Below are 15765 nucleotides of genomic sequence, written 5' to 3'. Positions count from 1 at the left end.
GAAACTTTATTCCCCGCCGGTCAAGCCCGCGTTTCGCGCCATCTCCAGATGAGCGCGGCGATCATCGCGATCGTGCCGACAATCCAGCTCGCAACCTTAAATGGCTTCGCCAGAGCAGCCGTCGCAGCGAGAATGTCGCTGCCCTGTTCTTTTACCAGCTGGATCAGCTGACAGACCGTTTCGATATAATCGGTTAGACCAAAGACAAAATAGCTCACGACGCACAGCAAACCGACCTTCTTGAGCATTGGCGAATTGGCCTGCTGCCAGATCAGTCGTCCGCCGATAATGCCGCCGGACATATAGAGAGTGATGAAAATCAGATCGCCGATCATCCCCCAGCGCGCCATTGCGAGCGCCCCGGCAGCTGCCCAGCTTTCCTGGATTGCATTGACCCGCTCCGCCGTTCCCGCGCTTTGGTGATCGAGTATCCCGTTGGGAGATGCCAACGTTTCCAGTGCCCCGTTGGACAGGATGATACAGGCAAAGAGCAGCAATCCACCGCCCCAGAAAATCCAAAAATTCCGCCAGTTATACAGTGTCGACATTGTCCCTCCTATCCGACCAGAAAGCGTAGCATTTCCTGAGTCATTTCTACCTTGGTCACGCTGCTCATATGGGTGCCTGGAATGGCAACATGGTGGCCATTGAGCAAAATCGCCGCCAGTTCTTCCGGATCGCCATTGTCGCGATCCTCGCTTCCGCACAGCACCAATGTTTCGGTCTCTATGCTTGCGGCATCGGCGGGATCCATATCGGAAAATGTCGCAAGCAACAAACTTGCCGCCACGGGGTCGACCTTCTGGCTCTTCATAAACTGGATAGCGAGCCAATGCGGGTCGCCACGCTTGGCGCTGTCCTTAAGCCGGATCGCTTCCTGGAAAAACTCCTGACGCCGCTTCCATCCGGCCAGCCCCTGAAGTCCCATGCCCGCGAGAATCGCCTTGGCCGGATGAGCCCCGCTGACAAGCAGCCGAGCCGTCGTCCGGGCACCAAGCGAGAAACCGCCGAGATCATAGTTCGACAGTTGCAGATGTTCGATCAAGGCCAAAATGTCTTTCACCAGCACATCATCGGGATAGGCATCCGGGTCATGCGGAGCTTCACTCTCGCCATGGGCACGCAGGTCGGGCATGATCACCCGGTAACCGGCTTCCGCCAGCTTCCCTGCATGACCGAATTTAATCCAGTTGGTATCGGCGTTGGAAAACAGGCCATGCAGCAGAAGTACGGGACGCCCCTCTCCCATTTCATGAATTTTGAGTTTCACGCCATCAAAGGAGGAAAAGTCCCAGTTCACTGTCGTCATTTGCTTGTTCCCAGTTGCGCTCGCCACTCGATCAAATCCTCTGGCTGCGTCATCTGTTGATCACTTGCAGGGTCAAGTTCAATCCCTTGCTGCTTCTTCGACACCCACAAGTGGCCACGAGGCGTTATGCCTGAAGATTCATCAAGAGTACCTACCTTTAAGGTGATCGCGTCAGGCGGATTGTTGCCGCTATGCCAAAGACGCGTTCCGCAATTGCCACAGAAGAAATTATGCTTGATCTTCCCACTGAAGGATTCAGTCTGGAATGAGGTCGAATTCCCCGTCACTGCAAGAGTTTGATAGTGCATCGGAATCGACATCGAAAAAGCACTGGCGCTTTGTTTCTTACACTCGCCGCAATGACAGGCATAAGCGGGTGGTACCGGCCCTTGAAACGCATATCTGATAGCGCCACACTGGCAACCACCCGTTACTGGCTTGCTCATCGGCGGCTAAGCCCCTGCTGCTCCATACGCCAAACCGCGACATCTATCCGGTCCTGACCAAAAAACGGTTCGCCGTCAAAAACCAGCGTCGGCACGCCCCAGTGCCCCGCAGCTTCCAGTGCTATTTGATTGCCCGCTATTTCTGCGTCCAAGTCATCAGCCTGTGCTTCCGCTTCGGCTCTCAGTTCTGCGAGATCAAGTCCCGCTCGTTCTGCCGCCTTTTGCAGATGATCGCCTTCATTCCAGCCTGCGGTTCCGCCCCAGATCAACTGCGAAACTTCATTGGCAAACTCCAGCCCCTTACCGCGCCGCGACGCGGCCTGCCCCATACGGGTCAGTTCGAAAATATAGGGCTGCTCGTCAGCAATTTTACGGGTCGCCATATCCTGCACGATCGGATCAGGATTGGGCGGCGCCATCGGGATCCCCATGTGCTGGGCCACGCGAAAAATATCTTTGAACGTATAGCTCAGCCAATTGGGATGATTTTTCTCAAAGAAATCGGGCTCCCGAATTGCCAGCGGATAAACAAACCGCTGGTTGATCTGAAGATCATATTCCTGAGTGAGCGCTACATAACGCCGGGTCGCCAAATAGCTATAAGGCGAGCGGAAAGACCAATATACGTCTGCTTTCAATGTCATGCACGGTTACTGCACCGAGAATGGCTGCAAAGGCAAGTTGCAATATCAGACCTATGTACAGACAAACGGCGAAGCAAATTAGCCCTTTTTCAGATGCTTCCGACCAAGCAGCTCTGCAATCTGCACCGCGTTCAACGCCGCGCCTTTGCGCAGATTATCGCTAACGCACCAGATGTTCAGGCCATTTTCAACCGTCGGATCTTCGCGCACACGGCTGATGAAAGTCGCTCCATCACCGACACATTCAACCGGTGTGACATAGCCTTCATCTTCCCGCTTATCGACCAGCATGATGCCAGGCGCGTCGCGCAGAATTTTCTGCGCATCCTTCGCAGACAGTTCGTTTTCAAACTCGATATTGATCGACTCACTGTGGCCAACAAATACCGGGACACGGACGCAAGTGGCGGCGAGCTTGATCTTGGAATCAAGAATCTTCTTGGTCTCAACGACCATTTTCCACTCTTCCTTGGTCGAACCGTCGTCGAGAAAAACATCGATATGCGGGATTACGTTAAACGCGATCTGCTTGGTGAACACATTATTGTCTTTGGGATCACCGACAAAAATCGCGCGAGACTGTTCAAACAGTTCGTCCATGCCGCCTTTGCCAGCACCAGAAACCGACTGATAGGTTGAGACGACAACGCGTTTAATCGTCGCAGCGTCATGCAATGGCTTCAGTGCGACAACCATCTGTGCAGTCGAGCAGTTCGGGTTCGCGATGATGTTGCGCTTTGTATAATCACTAATGGCTTCCGGATTCACTTCTGGAACGATCAACGGCACGTCCGGGTCCATCCGGTAGAGCGAGCTATTGTCGATCACAACACACCCCGCAGCCGCGGCTTTCGGCGCATATTCGCTTGTCGGGCCGGAGCCAGCAGCAAAAAGAGCCATATCCCAGCCCGCAAAATCGAAATGTTCGATATTTTGAACCTTGAGCATCTTGCCCGTTTCACCAATTTCAATTTCGCTACCCTGAGAACGCGATGACGCAACAGCGGCGATCTCGTCATAGGGAAATTCACGCTCGACCAAAACGTTGAGCATTTCACGCCCGACATTGCCCGTGGCACCAACAACTGCAATTTTGTAACCCATGAAACTTTTCCTGTTCCTGATATTAAAACAGCCGGTTATCCGTATGGGGAGAACCGGCTGTTTGAAACTTGTATGAAGCGTTGATTATTTTGCTTCAGTGCCTTTCGCAGGCTGGTTCAAACGGCGCTCCGCAATACGGGCCCGTTTACCAGTCCGTCCACGAAGATAGTATAGCTTCGCACGACGCACGATACCGCGGCGAACCACGGTAATGCTTTCAATGTTCGGGGAGTAAAGCGGGAACACACGCTCAACGCCTTCACCGAACGACATTTTGCGTACGGTGAAATTGGAGCCCATGCCGCGATTGGTCCGAGCAATGCACACACCTTCAAAATTCTGGGTACGAACGCGTTCGCCTTCAACAACGCGAACACCGATGCGCAGCGTATCGCCAGCGCGAAATTCGGGAATATCTTTAGAAGCGACAAATGCTTCGACAGCTTCTTTTTCTAGTGTTTGAATCAGGTTCATGACCTATTCCTTATCTTTATCTTTTTCCTGCGCACCAGAGGGCGACTGATCCGGACCGTCCCTGTGACGCTCCCATAAATCCGGCCGCCTTAGCCGTGTATCTTCCTCTGCCCTTTGTTTCCGCCAAGCATCAATTTTCGCATGATCCCCCGATCGCAAGACTTCAGGGATAATACGCCCTTCCCATTTCTGAGGCCGGGTATACTGCGGATATTCGAGTGTTCCGTGTTCGAAACTCTCGTCATCTCCGCTAGAAGACGCGCCCATTACCCCGGGAAGCAGGCGAATGCAAGCGTCTAAAAGCACCAAAGCGCCCATTTCTCCGCCGGATAGAACATAATCGCCGATGGAGACTTGTTCGATGTCGCGGGCATCAAACAAACGTTCGTCAAATCCTTCGAAACGGCCGCAGATTATGGTGACGCCGGGACCGGAGGCAATTTCACGCACACGCGCCTGTGTGAGCGGTTTGCCGCGTGGGGTCATCGCGAGAATCGGGGCGTTTTCCTGTTTCTCAAGCGCATGATCCACGGCCGCAGCCATGATATCAGCCCGCAAAACCATCCCGGCACCGCCGCCTGCTGGCGTATCGTCGACGCTACGGTGCTTATCCGTCGCAAATTCGCGTGGGTTGATCGTATCGCAGGCCCACTTCCCTTCCTCCATCGCCCTGCCCGCCAAGGATGTGCCGAGCGGCCCTGGAAACATTTCAGGGTAAAGCGTCAGAATCTGGGCGGTGAAGGTCATTTGCCTAGCCGCGTTTTCCTGATCTCTAAGATAACAAAGGTCATAATAGAGATCATCAGCGCCATGGCAGCATAAACCATCACTGTCTTTGTTGGATTCTCGGTCATCGCCTGATTGTCCGAGAGAGTAATTAGCAACATTCCTGGCGTCAGGATCATCTGCCCCAATAATATCGTGCAAATCATACGGATAGGCTGATCATATTTTTGACTCAGAGACCAACCCGCAAATGCTGGCAGCGCGACCAACAACACGATCAATATTATGAAAAATATAGGAGCTATCATTCTTCCACAAACTCCGCTTCCACAATTACTGGATCATTACCCATATCGATTGCGCCCACTGGAACCATGAATTTTTTTCCGTTGGCGCGTTCAATCTCTATCACATCGCCTGCGCCAAATTCGTAAATGGCAAATATTTTGCCTAATTCGTCGCCAGCGTCAGAGACGCAGCGTAAGCCGATAATATCGATATGGTAGAATTCGTCATCGCCAAGTTCAGGCAAAGCGGAACGCGGAACGGAAAGCTCCGTACCGCGTGCAGCTTCGGCACCATTGCGGTCCGTGATTTCGGATATCCGGGCAATTGCCCCCATTTTATGGGGTTTAACGGATTTAAGCGTCAGAGCGCCACCGTTGAACAACTTATGTTGCTTAAGGCTATTCAGCCCTTCGCAAAATAGCTTGAGCCGGACTTCCCCGGTCACCCCATGCGCGCCAATGATGACGGCAAGGGGGACGGGTTTGTCCGGATCAACCGTATCCAAGGATTAACCCTCGGACTTTTCTTCAGCTTTTGCTTCCTCTGCAGGAGCCGCTTCAGCCGCTGGTGCTTCTTCAGCGACAGCTTCAGGTGCAGCTTCAGGTGCAGCTTCTTCGGCAGCCGGTGTTTCTTCCGCTGGTGTTTCAGCCGGAGCTTCTTCAGCTGGAGCCGCAGCAGCTTCTTTAGCGGCTTCTTCAGCAGCAGCTGCTTTTTCAGCTTTCTCTTCTAGACGCTCGGTAGCTTTTTCACCTGGCTTGGCTTTGTTTGGATTGTTGCGCGCTTCACGCTTCATCAACCCAGCAGCGTCAAGGAAACGAGCAACACGGTCAGAAGGTTTTGCGCCCATTTCCAACCAATGTTTCGCACGCTCTGTGTCCAGAACAACGCGCTTCTCGTCGTCTTTCGCGAGCAGCGGGTTATAACTGCCGATCCGTTCGATGAACTTACCGTCACGTGGTGCGCGGACGTCCGCAATTACGATTCTATAATAAGGACGTTTCTTGGAACCGCCCCGGGACATTCTCATTGCTACTGCCATTGTAATAAACCTTTCTAAAAATTCAAAAATTCAATTGTTACGATCATTTCTTCTTATTCAATAAATTCGCTAAATCTGGTGGAAGACCGCCGGGCGACATATCGGGAAGCCCCGGCATGCCTGCCATACCGCCATCCTGGCCGCCCATACCGGCGCCAGCGGCTCCGCCACCGCCGCCAAACATCGACATCAATCCCTTGATTCCACCCATCTTTTTGATGCGCTTCATCGCCTTGGCCATTTCCTGATGCATTTTAAGCAGCTTGTTGACGTCCTGCACCGTGGTACCGGAACCAATGGCCACCCGCCGTTTACGCTTGGCATTAAGCAAACCCGGACGGGTCCGCTCTTCCTTGGTCATCGAACCGATAATCGCGTCCATCCGCACGAGAACCTTTTCGTCCATCGCGCCGCCAGCCATTGCCGCTTTTGCCTTTTTCATGCCGGGCATCATCGATGCCATAGCGCCCAGACCACCCATTTTCGTCATCTGGTTCAGCTGCGAGCGCAGATCGTTAAGATCGAATTGCCCCTTGAGCATCTTCTCGGCAAGCGCTTCGGATTCTTCCTTGTCGACGACTTGCGCCGCCTTCTCGACCAGACTGACCACGTCGCCCATGCCAAGAATCCGGCCCGCAACGCGTTCCGGGTGGAATTCTTCCAATGCGTCGATTTTTTCACCGACACCGACAAATTTGATCGGCTTACCAGTCACCGCACGCATCGACAGAGCTGCGCCGCCGCGTGCATCGCCGTCCATACGGGTGAGGATAACACCACTCAGATCAACCTGATCAGAGAAGTTCTGCGCAACATTGACGGCATCTTGACCTGTCAGTGCATCAACAACCAATAGCGTTTCTTGTGGTGTAGAGATGTCGGCAACCGCCTTCATCTCGTCCATCAACTGCTGGTCAACATGAAGTCGGCCCGCAGTATCCAGAAGAAGGACATCAAAGCCCTGTAATTTGGCCGCTTGCAGCGCACGCTTGGCGATCTCTACCGGCTGCTGACCAGTGACAATCGGCAACGTAGCAGCATCTATCTGCTCGCCCAATACGGCCAACTGCTCCTGTGCCGCCGGACGATTAACGTCAAGCGAGGCCATCATGACCTTTTTATTGTCTTTGTCTTTTAGCCGTTTCGCGATCTTCGCGGTCGTCGTCGTTTTACCGGAGCCCTGCAGGCCCACCATCATTACAACAGCTGGCGGCGCGACAGATAGGTCAAGCGCGCTAACTTCCGACCCCAGCATCTCGGCAATACCGTCATTGACGATTTTGACCACTTGTTGCCCTGGTGTCACCGATTTTAGCACCGACTGGCCGACCGCCTGTTCAGTTACTTTTTCAACAAATTCTTTGACGACCGGCAGTGCGACATCGGCTTCGAGCAGCGCAATCCGTACTTCACGCATAGCGCCACGAACATCGTCTTCGCGCAGCGCACCGCGGCCTCGTAGCTTTTCAAAAACTCCGCCAAGGCGGTCGCTTAACTTATCAAACATGTTCCCGCCTTCCTTCTTCAAAATGACCATTTTACAGGCCAACGCAAAAAGCGCCGGTGGGCGAAACCTCGCTGACCGGCGTGTGAGTTTTTCGAACTCTAAACTGAATAGGCAACATAAATATTGCCGTTGTTGGCGGGCTACTAGTGCAGTTTCTTGATAATCGCAAGCCCGGATTTTCATGCAAAGACATACGAGCGTTAACTAGAAATTGAGAACTATTGGCTAATAGTATTACGAGAATAGCAGGGAATTATGATGGCTCGACCAGTAGTCGATCAGAACCAAAGGTTGAATAAGGACCGACATAAAATATCCGTGAGACGTGATGTCTTGACGGGTATCATTGTCCTGCTCGCAATTCTACTATTCGGCAGCACCGGCGGTGGCGTTTTATCGGATGCCATTGATTCTCTATCTGGTCAGGCCAGCGTTGGCGACAATATGCTGGTTTCGGCATTATTGCTGAACATAGCGCTGATCTTATTCGGATGGCGGCGTTACAAGGACTTGGTCGAGGAAATCAAAGAAAGAGCCGCTGCTGAAGAGATCGCCCATTCTCTTGCGATAACCGACCCCCTAACCGGCTTCCTAAATCGCAGGACCGTTGGCGAAAAAACTGCCGACATGATCAATATTGCCCAGCAAAATGGGAAAAGCATTGCGTTCATGATGCTCGACCTCGACAATTTCAAAAATATCAACGATGCCCACGGGCACAGTGCCGGCGACGTGGTATTGAAAGAAGTGGCAAATCGAATAACGCGCATCATACCACCCAACAACGTTTCGGCGCGGCTAGGTGGTGATGAGTTCGCTTGCGCATTCATCTTCGATCCGGAGCGACCGGAAATGGTCGACAAAATAGCCGACGATTTGATTGACGCTATCGCGTCGCCGATCCTCGAAAATGGCACCAGTCTTGTTGTGACAACGTCTATCGGGATGGCACGCTATGATACAGAAACGGCCGGGGTCGACATATTGATGCGTCGCGCCGACGTCGCAATGTATAGCGCAAAAAAACAAGGCCGGAACCGATATCGCTGGTTTGATCCTGACATGGAACAGGTCCTGCAAACCCGCAGCAGTTTGGAAGCCGGTATCCGCTCAGGCGTCATCGACGGCGAGTTTGTACCATATTATGAACAGCAAGTAGATCTAACGACCGGAAAATTGACCGGGTTTGAAGTACTGGCTCGCTGGAAATCTCCTACCCAAGGGCTTGTCTCTCCTGAAATCTTCATTCCGGTTGCCGAAGAAAATGGCATGATCGGTGAACTCGCTTTGAGCATCATGCAACAGGCATTCGAGGATGCCAAAAACTGGGATCCTAGCCTAACGATCTCCATCAATATCCCACCCATCCAGTTGTTTGATCCGTGGGTTGCGCAAAAAATCGTCAAACTACTGGTCGAAACCGGCTTGCCACCGAGCCGCTTAGAGATTGAAATCACCGAGAGCTCGTTGTTTGAGAACCTCAATTTGGCACAATCCATTGTAGGCAGCCTGAAAAATCAGGGCATTAAAATCGCGCTGGATGATTTCGGGACGGGCTTCAGTTCACTCGCTCATCTTCGCGCGCTGCCGTTTGACCGGATCAAAATAGATCGCAGCTTCGTGACTTCCATACTGCAAAATCCGGAAAGCAGAGCAATCGTCAAGGCGATCACGGGTCTCGGAGAAAGCCTTGGCATGCCGATTACAGCAGAAGGCATCGAAGACAAGGACACCGAGAGAGCATTGTGCAATATCGGCTGCTCCAAAGGGCAAGGCTGGTATTATGGCCGCCCACTGTCTGGTCAGCAGACACATGAATTTTTGGCCGAGCGCAATTTGCTGGTTGCCGAGAAGCTCAAAGCAACTGAGCCGCTGCAATCGAAAGAAACCGGCTTAACTTCGCCGGATAATCTCGAACAAAAGGCAGGCTAGACTGCGCAGTAGCCGCTGCCGAGAGCCGAATTGCTGGACACACGGGAACTGCATCCCTAAATCGCCATTCATGACCACCGGACGCTTTCACAAAATGCATGGATTGGGCAATGATTTTGTCATTATCGACGCGCGCGCGAAAGAATTGGAATTGTCGAGAACGCAGGCCGCAGCCATTGCAGACCGCCGCAGCGGAATAGGCTGTGATCAACTGATCGTCTTGCACCCCTCCGAAAATGCGGATCTCAAGATGCAGATCTTCAATGCCGACGGTAGTGAGGTTGAAGCCTGCGGCAACGCATCGCGATGTGTCGCGAAACTGATCGGCGATACAACCCGGATCGAAACCGATGGCGGTACCATCATTGGCAATGAAACCGCCGATGGCGCCATTGTTGATATGGGTGAGCCCCGTTTCGAGTGGCAGTCCATCCCCCTCGCCTACGCAATGGATACACTTGATATGCCGGTTGGCTGGGAGGATTTGAAAAACCCAGCGGCCGTCAACGTCGGCAACCCCCATATCATCTTCTTTACCGACAATAGCGCTGTCGTAGAGCTTGATCGGCTAGGACCCATGATAGAAGTTGATCCGCTGTTCCCCGAGAAGGTGAACGTGAATGTCGCGAACATAGAAGATGGTGTGATCCATTTGCGCGTCTGGGAACGAGGCGTCGGACTGACTCAGGCATGCGGAACCGGTGCTTGCGCGACTGCTGTCGCCGCGATCAAGCGCGGCTTGGTGAATAGCCCCGTACAAGTAAAACTACCCGGTGGATCGCTCGTAATTTCCTGGGAAGATGGCGAGAACATCGAAATGCAAGGCCCGACGACCTATGTCTACGCGGGTGAAGCAGACTGGGCGCAGTTCGAATGAGCCGCCCAGAAATGATCAGCATGGGATGTCGGCTGAACATCGCCGAGAGTGAAAGCTTGCAGCAGAACCTGAGCGCCAACAATATCGAAGGTGACAATCTGATCATCATCAACAGCTGCGCGGTAACCAACGAAGCGGTCCGGCAAACCCGACAAGCCATCCGCCGGGCCAAAAAAGACAATCCGGACAAGAATATCATTGTCACCGGATGCGCGGCACAGGTTGATCCGGCAATGTTTGCCGAAATGCCAGAAACCAGCGCCGTGGTTGGCAATTTCGACAAATATGACGCGGCCAATTTCAAACTAGGCTTGCAAAGCAATCGCCCGGATATCCGGGTTTCCGATATCATGCAGATCACCGAGACCGCCCCTCATATGGTGAGCGCCTTTGCGGATCGGTCACGTGCTTTTGTTGAAATTCAGAACGGCTGCGACCATCGCTGTACCTTCTGTATCATTCCCTATGGCCGCGGCAATAGCAGGTCTGTGCCCGCCGGCATCGTGGTCGAACAAGTACAGGATCTGGTGGACAAGGGCTTTCAGGAGGTTGTCCTGACCGGTGTTGATGTCACCAGCTATGGTCCGGATCTTCCTGGCGCGCCAACGCTGGGCATGTTGGTTGAGCGTATTTTGAAACATGTGTCTACCTTGCCGAGACTTAGGCTTTCATCTTTGGATGGTATCGAAATTGATGATCGGCTGTTTGATCTGCTGACCGGAGAAGCAAGGCTCATGCCCCACGTGCATTTGTCGCTCCAGTCTGGTGACAATATGATATTGAAACGCATGAAGCGCCGACACAGCCGGGAACAGGCGATCACCCTTGTTGAGCGGTTGAAAGCAAAACGGCCTGAAATCGCAATAGGTGCAGATATCATTGCCGGATTTCCAACCGAAGATGACGCGATGTTCGCCAATAGCCTGTCCATGATTGAACAATGCGACATTGTTCATGGTCATATTTTTCCTTATTCCCCCAAGCAGGGCACGCCGGCAGCGAAAATGCCGCAGGTTGATGGCAAGTTGATCAAGGAAAGAGCAAGATTACTGCGCAAAGCCGCCACACAACGCGCTGGAAAATGGCGACAATCCTTAGTGGGTTCAAGTCAGCAGGTACTCGCCGAAGTCTCCGGGAACACTGGCTATGCCGAGAATTTCGTACGCGTACGGCTGGATGGTACCGCCAAAAAGGGCGAAATTGTCCCCGTTGAAATTATTGATGAACAAGACAAACAGTTGATTGGCAGGGTAACGGCGTGACCGAAAAAAATAGTTGGAAAGACCGTCTGTTTGGCGGCTTCAGCAAAACATCATCACGGCTTACCGAGAACCTGACAGGTTTGGTCACCAAGGCCAAGCTGGATGATGCGACGCTCGACGATATAGAAGACGCGCTGATCATGTCGGACCTTGGTCCGGCGACCGCTGCATCTATCCGCGCGAAGCTTGCGGTCGAGCGGTTTGAAAAAGGGCTGAGCGAGCATGCGGTCAAAGAAATCATCCAGCGCGAAATTGCAGCCATATTGGAACCGGTAGCCATTCCGCTCGAAATAGATGCATTTCCACGCCCCCAAGTGATATTGGTCATCGGTGTCAATGGCTCGGGCAAAACCACCACGATTGCTAAACTAGCCCACCTGTTCCAGGAACAGGATTATGAGGTCATGCTGGCGGCAGGCGATACGTTCCGGGCTGCAGCCATTGGCCAGCTAAAGATTTGGGCCGAAAGACTGGGCATTCCTATCATCAGCGGCCCGCAAGGCGGAGATAGTGCCAGCATCGTCTATGAAGGCGTAAAACAAGGGACGGCAACGGGGACCGATGTTCTGATCGTAGACACGGCCGGACGCCTGCAGAACCGAACCGAGTTGATGGATGAACTGGATAAGATCAGACGGGTATTAGGACGTCTCAATCCTGAGGCACCGCATAACGTCGTTCTTGTCCTGGACGCAACGACCGGGCAAAATGCACTTTCGCAGATAGAAGTCTTCCAAGACGTCGCCAAAGTGACCGGGATTATCATGACCAAGCTCGATGGCACCGCACGTGGCGGGGTCTTGGTAGCGGCCGCAAAACAATTCGGCTTACCGATCCATGCCATCGGGATCGGTGAAACCATAGAAGACTTGAAACCATTCAAGGCGGAAGATTTGGCGGCAGCCATCGCTGGGATAGAAAAATGACAAAAGAAACCGCAGTTCAAGAAACGCAGCCAGAGCAGCGAGGCCTAAGCTTCGCGCTTGATTTCGGTCCATTGCTGGTGTTTTTTCTAGTCTATAAGTTCGGAGCGCCCGAAGGTAATCCGATTACCTCTGCGATATACGGCACGATCGCCTTCATGATCGCAATTGTCATCGCTATGATCGTTTCCAAATGGAAACTGGGCAAAATCTCTCCGATGATGTGGATGTCGGCGATCCTGATCCTCGGTTTCGGCGCCCTCACCATCTATTTTAACGATCCGCGCTTCATTCAACACAAGCCAACCATCATCTATACCGGATTTGCGACCATATTGTTCGTTGGCCTATTGCGCGGAAAAGCTATGCTCAAAAGCCTGCTTCAAGCAGCGTTTGAAGGGCTGACCGACGAAGGCTGGTTGAAATTATCGCGTAACTGGGCTCTGTTTTTCACCGCAATGGCGGTGATCAACGAACTCATGGTTGCCACGCTGAGCTTTGACTGGTGGCTGACCATCAAGGTCTGGGGCGTGACCGCCGCATCGTTCATTTTCGCGATTGCCAATATCCCCATGCTGATAAAACATGGTTTTTCGGTCGAAGAAAAGCCACACCTTGAAGATCAGGACGCGGCTTAACTGATGTTCCTATCCGTCTTTAGCCTTGGTCAGCGCGGCTAACGCCTTCTCCGTCAAGGTTCAACGCAACAAAGTCCCAGTCAATCGCATTGTCGAGCAGCGCAGAAACATAATCCGGACGGGCATTCTGGTAATCCAGATAATAGGCATGTTCCCAGACATCGAGCGTAAGTAACGGCTTGACATCATGAGCTACTGGCGTGTCGGCATCGTGATAGGACGTAATTTTCAGCTCTTCGCCATCAAGCACTAGCCAAGCCCAACCACTGGCGAAATGCCCGGTCGCTTCGTTTTTGAATTGGCTTTTGAAATTCTCAATCGAACCAAAGCTGTCTTCAAGACGGCTCTTCAACGCTCCGGTGATTTCCTTTTTCTCCGGCGACAAACACAGCCAGTAAAAGCTGTGGTTCCAAACCTGAGCAGCATTGTTAAACAGACCGCCATCCGCAGCTTTAATGATTTCCGATAGCTTTTTGCCTTCGTGATCCGTGCCATCAATCGCGGCGTTGGTCTTGCTGACATAGGCATTATGGTGCTTGCCATGGTGATAGTTGAATGTGTCCTCGGAGATCAAATCACCAAATGCTGTTTTTTCGTAAGGGAGAGGGGGAAGTTCAAAGGCCATATCTTGTTTTCTCCAGATTTTGGATGCGCCGTGTCAACGCATGATTAGCGAAAAATATGCAAGGATAATTGTTGGGCTATTCGCCTAGCCTATTCAAAAAAAGTCCATTTTTTCGTGACAACCGGCAGGTCGCGGCATAAAGTTCCTTTGCAATTTAAAATTAGCTCTTTGGGGGATGAATAATGGCGAAATTTTTTGGAAATCTAAACGCAGTGATGATCGTCAGCCTTTTACTGACCGTCGCGGTGGCGCTGGGCCTGCATCCCGGCGAAGTAACGGCAAACTCTGTCATGCGCTGGGCACATTTGTTCTTTGGCGTGTTGTGGATCGGCCTGCTCTACTATTTCAACTTTGTGCAAGTCCCACAGATGCCCAACATCCCGGATGAAGCAAAACCGGCTGTTTCGAAGCATATTGCTCCTGCGGCTTTGTTCTACTTTCGCTGGGCAGCGCTGTTCACCGTAATCACCGGACTGCTCGTTGCCTATCTATCAGGCTACGTCCATCAGGCGATGGTTCTGCAGGGACCATATCGGATGATCGGTATCGGCATGTGGATCGCCATCATCATGGCTGCCAATGTCTGGTTCATCATTTGGCCAAACCAAAAGAAGGTTCTCGGCATTGTTCCCGCTGAAGCGGATGCAAAAGCAGCTGCAGGGAAAATGGCGATGATCGCATCGCGCACAAACACCTTGTTGTCGTTGCCGATGTTCTACACGATGGTAAGCTTCAACGGCGGCTAAGGCCCTCGGACAAGACAAGAAAAAGGGGCCGGCTGGCCCCTTTTTTTATGTCTTCAATAAATCATGTCTTTTTAGCGAGTGACGCAGCTGATCATAGGTCAGGTTTAACGCCTTGGCTGTTTGCCGTTGATTGTAGCGCGATTTGGCCAGCGCGGCCTCCAATATCCGTTTTTCATAGGCTTCGACCGCCTCTTTCATATCATCCACGTCTTGAAACACGGGTTCTACCGAAGCCGCCTCGACGGGTGTTGGCGGAACTTCTGTCGTTGGTGACGCCGCAACACCAGATTCCAGCGTGGCGTTCGCCTCTTTAGGTTTCCAAGGAGATTCAAAGGGATCGAATACAACATGATCCACGGCCATCGAATGGTCATTCCATTGATAAACAGCACGTTCGATCACATTCCGCAATTCCCGGACATTGCCCGGCCATTCGTGTCGATTCAGTGCTTCGTTCGCTAAGCGCCCGAACCCCGGCCATGAAGGCCACTCTAACTCTGCGGCCATTCGACGACCAAAATAGTCTGTTAACACCGGTATATCGCCCTCGCGAAAACGCAGCGGCGGCAACGTGACAACTTCAAAAGACAGACGATCAAGCAAATCGGCTCTAAATTTATTCTCGTCCGCCATTTTCGGCAGATCAGCATTGGTTGCCGCGACGATACGCACGTCGACCCGTTGAGGCCGCGATGATCCGATTCTGGTGATCTCGCCATATTCCACTGCACGGAGCAATCGCTCTTGCGCGCCCGTCGACAATGTTCCCAGTTCATCTAGAAACAGCGTTCCGCCATCCGCTTCCTCAAACCGCCCTACCCGCGCTTTTGTAGCGCCGGTGAAAGCTCCCGCTTCATGGCCGAACAATTCCGCCTCAATCAAGGTCTCTGGCATCGCTGCACAATTGAGCGTTACAAACGGACCATCCCATCTCATGCTCAGTCGGTGCAGCCTCTCGGCAATGAGTTCCTTGCCCGTCCCCCGCTCTCCGACTACAAGCACAGGGCGATCCAATGGCGCCGCTCGACTGGCTTTTTCTACAGCATCGAGAAAGGCACCCGATTCTCCGACAAATTGACCTTCGCGTTCCATAGCCAACATATAGTGCAAAATCCCACTAAATAGCAATTAATACTATGTGATTTTTCCGGCAAAAACAATATAATCTAATTATATCAATAGATTATAAGAGTTGGCACGGCTTCTGCAATGTTGGTTTCATATA

Annotated in this window: 19 protein-coding genes; 6 read left to right on the top strand and 13 right to left on the bottom strand. The window is 52.4% G+C overall.

Annotation, left to right across the window (positions count from 1 at the left end; all coding sequences use genetic code 11):
• Positions 1-20: 20 nt before the first annotated feature.
• The 11 genes from ABJG22_RS10040 to ffh all read right to left on the bottom strand — a co-directional run bounded on the left by ABJG22_RS10040 (position 21) and on the right by ffh (position 7537).
• The gene (locus tag ABJG22_RS10040; RefSeq protein WP_348020088.1) at positions 21-548 is read right to left on the bottom strand and encodes a hypothetical protein; all 528 of its coding nucleotides are present in this window, start codon (positions 546-548) and stop codon (positions 21-23) included.
• Positions 549-556: 8 nt separating this feature from the next.
• Positions 557-1309, bottom strand: a complete 753-nt coding sequence (locus tag ABJG22_RS10035; RefSeq protein ID WP_348020087.1) for an alpha/beta fold hydrolase — start codon at positions 1307-1309, stop codon at positions 557-559.
• Positions 1306-1755, bottom strand: coding sequence for a GFA family protein (locus ABJG22_RS10030; protein WP_348020086.1), 450 nt, complete (start codon positions 1753-1755; stop codon positions 1306-1308). Before ABJG22_RS10030 ends, ABJG22_RS10035 begins: the two co-directional genes overlap by 4 nt.
• Positions 1752-2399 carry a DsbA family protein gene (locus ABJG22_RS10025; RefSeq protein ID WP_348020085.1) on the bottom strand — a complete coding sequence of 216 codons (648 nt, stop codon included), beginning with the start codon at positions 2397-2399 and terminating at the stop codon, positions 1752-1754. The genes ABJG22_RS10030 and ABJG22_RS10025 overlap by 4 nt, the downstream gene beginning before the upstream one ends.
• Positions 2400-2477: 78 nt before the next feature.
• On the bottom strand, positions 2478-3503 hold the full coding sequence (locus ABJG22_RS10020; RefSeq protein WP_348020084.1) for an aspartate-semialdehyde dehydrogenase: 1026 nt from the start codon (positions 3501-3503) through the stop codon (positions 2478-2480).
• Between the two features lie 84 nt (positions 3504-3587).
• The gene (gene rplS, locus ABJG22_RS10015) at positions 3588-3977 is read right to left on the bottom strand and encodes a 50S ribosomal protein L19 (protein ID WP_348020083.1); all 390 of its coding nucleotides are present in this window, start codon (positions 3975-3977) and stop codon (positions 3588-3590) included.
• Positions 3978-3980: 3 nt separating this feature from the next.
• Positions 3981-4724, bottom strand: a complete 744-nt coding sequence (trmD, locus tag ABJG22_RS10010) for a tRNA (guanosine(37)-N1)-methyltransferase TrmD (RefSeq protein ID WP_348020082.1) — start codon at positions 4722-4724, stop codon at positions 3981-3983.
• On the bottom strand, positions 4721-4972 hold the full coding sequence (locus tag ABJG22_RS10005; protein WP_348020081.1) for a hypothetical protein: 252 nt from the start codon (positions 4970-4972) through the stop codon (positions 4721-4723). Before ABJG22_RS10005 ends, trmD begins: the two co-directional genes overlap by 4 nt.
• A gap of 35 nt (positions 4973-5007) precedes the next feature.
• A complete protein-coding gene (gene rimM, locus ABJG22_RS10000) occupies positions 5008-5496 on the bottom strand; it encodes a ribosome maturation factor RimM (protein ID WP_348020080.1) in 489 nt (162 codons plus the stop codon).
• Positions 5497-5499: 3 nt separating this feature from the next.
• Positions 5500-6030, bottom strand: a complete 531-nt coding sequence (gene rpsP / locus ABJG22_RS09995; protein ID WP_348020079.1) for a 30S ribosomal protein S16 — start codon at positions 6028-6030, stop codon at positions 5500-5502.
• A gap of 43 nt (positions 6031-6073) precedes the next feature.
• A complete protein-coding gene (gene ffh, locus ABJG22_RS09990) occupies positions 6074-7537 on the bottom strand; it encodes a signal recognition particle protein (RefSeq protein WP_348020078.1) in 1464 nt (487 codons plus the stop codon).
• 333 nt (positions 7538-7870) lie between these two features.
• Between ffh and ABJG22_RS09985 the strand changes: the two genes are divergently transcribed.
• From ABJG22_RS09985 to ispZ, 5 genes are all read left to right on the top strand, one after another.
• Positions 7871-9469: an EAL domain-containing protein gene (locus tag ABJG22_RS09985; protein ID WP_348020077.1), complete on the top strand. Its 1599-nt coding sequence runs from the start codon at positions 7871-7873 to the stop codon at positions 9467-9469.
• Between the two features lie 70 nt (positions 9470-9539).
• Positions 9540-10346, top strand: a complete 807-nt coding sequence (gene dapF / locus ABJG22_RS09980; RefSeq protein ID WP_348020076.1) for a diaminopimelate epimerase — start codon at positions 9540-9542, stop codon at positions 10344-10346.
• The gene (gene mtaB, locus ABJG22_RS09975) at positions 10343-11608 is read left to right on the top strand and encodes a tRNA (N(6)-L-threonylcarbamoyladenosine(37)-C(2))-methylthiotransferase MtaB (protein ID WP_348020075.1); all 1266 of its coding nucleotides are present in this window, start codon (positions 10343-10345) and stop codon (positions 11606-11608) included. The genes dapF and mtaB overlap by 4 nt, the downstream gene beginning before the upstream one ends.
• Positions 11605-12534: a signal recognition particle-docking protein FtsY gene (gene ftsY / locus ABJG22_RS09970; RefSeq protein WP_348020074.1), complete on the top strand. Its 930-nt coding sequence runs from the start codon at positions 11605-11607 to the stop codon at positions 12532-12534. The genes mtaB and ftsY overlap by 4 nt, the downstream gene beginning before the upstream one ends.
• A complete protein-coding gene (gene ispZ / locus ABJG22_RS09965) occupies positions 12531-13169 on the top strand; it encodes a septation protein IspZ (protein ID WP_348020073.1) in 639 nt (212 codons plus the stop codon). Before ftsY ends, ispZ begins: the two co-directional genes overlap by 4 nt.
• Positions 13170-13188: 19 nt before the next feature.
• Here the strand turns inward: ispZ and ABJG22_RS09960 are convergent, their stop codons facing one another.
• Positions 13189-13794 (bottom strand): superoxide dismutase, encoded by a 606-nt coding sequence (locus ABJG22_RS09960; RefSeq protein WP_348020072.1) that lies wholly within the window; start codon positions 13792-13794, stop codon positions 13189-13191.
• Between the two features lie 182 nt (positions 13795-13976).
• On the opposite strand from ABJG22_RS09960, the gene ABJG22_RS09955 reads away from it, so the two are divergent.
• Entirely contained in the window at positions 13977-14540 is a 564-nt protein-coding gene (locus ABJG22_RS09955; RefSeq protein ID WP_348020071.1) for a urate hydroxylase PuuD, read from the top strand.
• Positions 14541-14585: 45 nt separating this feature from the next.
• Here ABJG22_RS09955 and pspF read toward each other — a convergent pair whose 3' ends face one another.
• Positions 14586-15632: a phage shock protein operon transcriptional activator gene (gene pspF, locus ABJG22_RS09950; RefSeq protein WP_348020070.1), complete on the bottom strand. Its 1047-nt coding sequence runs from the start codon at positions 15630-15632 to the stop codon at positions 14586-14588.
• Positions 15633-15765 lie beyond the last annotated feature (133 nt).

It is taken from the genome of Parasphingorhabdus sp. (genome assembly GCF_039939955.1).
Taxonomy (GTDB): Bacteria; Pseudomonadota; Alphaproteobacteria; order Sphingomonadales; family Sphingomonadaceae; genus Parasphingorhabdus.
The sequence above is the reverse complement of the archived record's forward strand: the minus strand, read 5'-3'. Positions and strand labels throughout refer to the sequence as shown.

What these genes read in the sequence shown, in the direction of transcription:
- ABJG22_RS10025 (WP_348020085.1), bottom strand. Translation starts at nt 2,399, where the DNA reads ATGACATTGAAAGCAGACGTATATTGGTCTTTCCGCTCGCCTTATAGC.
- rplS (WP_348020083.1), bottom strand. Translation starts at nt 3,977, where the DNA reads ATGAACCTGATTCAAACACTAGAAAAAGAAGCTGTCGAAGCATTTGTC.
- ABJG22_RS10040 (WP_348020088.1), bottom strand. Translation starts at nt 548, where the DNA reads ATGTCGACACTGTATAACTGGCGGAATTTTTGGATTTTCTGGGGCGGT.
- ffh (WP_348020078.1), bottom strand. Translation starts at nt 7,537, where the DNA reads ATGTTTGATAAGTTAAGCGACCGCCTTGGCGGAGTTTTTGAAAAGCTA.
- ABJG22_RS09960 (WP_348020072.1), bottom strand. Translation starts at nt 13,794, where the DNA reads ATGGCCTTTGAACTTCCCCCTCTCCCTTACGAAAAAACAGCATTTGGT.
- rpsP (WP_348020079.1), bottom strand. Translation starts at nt 6,030, where the DNA reads ATGGCAGTAGCAATGAGAATGTCCCGGGGCGGTTCCAAGAAACGTCCT.
- dapF (WP_348020076.1), top strand. Translation starts at nt 9,540, where the DNA reads ATGACCACCGGACGCTTTCACAAAATGCATGGATTGGGCAATGATTTT.
- pspF (WP_348020070.1), bottom strand. Translation starts at nt 15,632, where the DNA reads ATGGAACGCGAAGGTCAATTTGTCGGAGAATCGGGTGCCTTTCTCGAT.
- ABJG22_RS09955 (WP_348020071.1), top strand. Translation starts at nt 13,977, where the DNA reads ATGGCGAAATTTTTTGGAAATCTAAACGCAGTGATGATCGTCAGCCTT.
- ABJG22_RS10035 (WP_348020087.1), bottom strand. Translation starts at nt 1,309, where the DNA reads ATGACGACAGTGAACTGGGACTTTTCCTCCTTTGATGGCGTGAAACTC.
- trmD (WP_348020082.1), bottom strand. Translation starts at nt 4,724, where the DNA reads ATGACCTTCACCGCCCAGATTCTGACGCTTTACCCTGAAATGTTTCCA.
- ABJG22_RS10020 (WP_348020084.1), bottom strand. Translation starts at nt 3,503, where the DNA reads ATGGGTTACAAAATTGCAGTTGTTGGTGCCACGGGCAATGTCGGGCGT.
- mtaB (WP_348020075.1), top strand. Translation starts at nt 10,343, where the DNA reads ATGAGCCGCCCAGAAATGATCAGCATGGGATGTCGGCTGAACATCGCC.
- ABJG22_RS10030 (WP_348020086.1), bottom strand. Translation starts at nt 1,755, where the DNA reads ATGAGCAAGCCAGTAACGGGTGGTTGCCAGTGTGGCGCTATCAGATAT.
- ispZ (WP_348020073.1), top strand. Translation starts at nt 12,531, where the DNA reads ATGACAAAAGAAACCGCAGTTCAAGAAACGCAGCCAGAGCAGCGAGGC.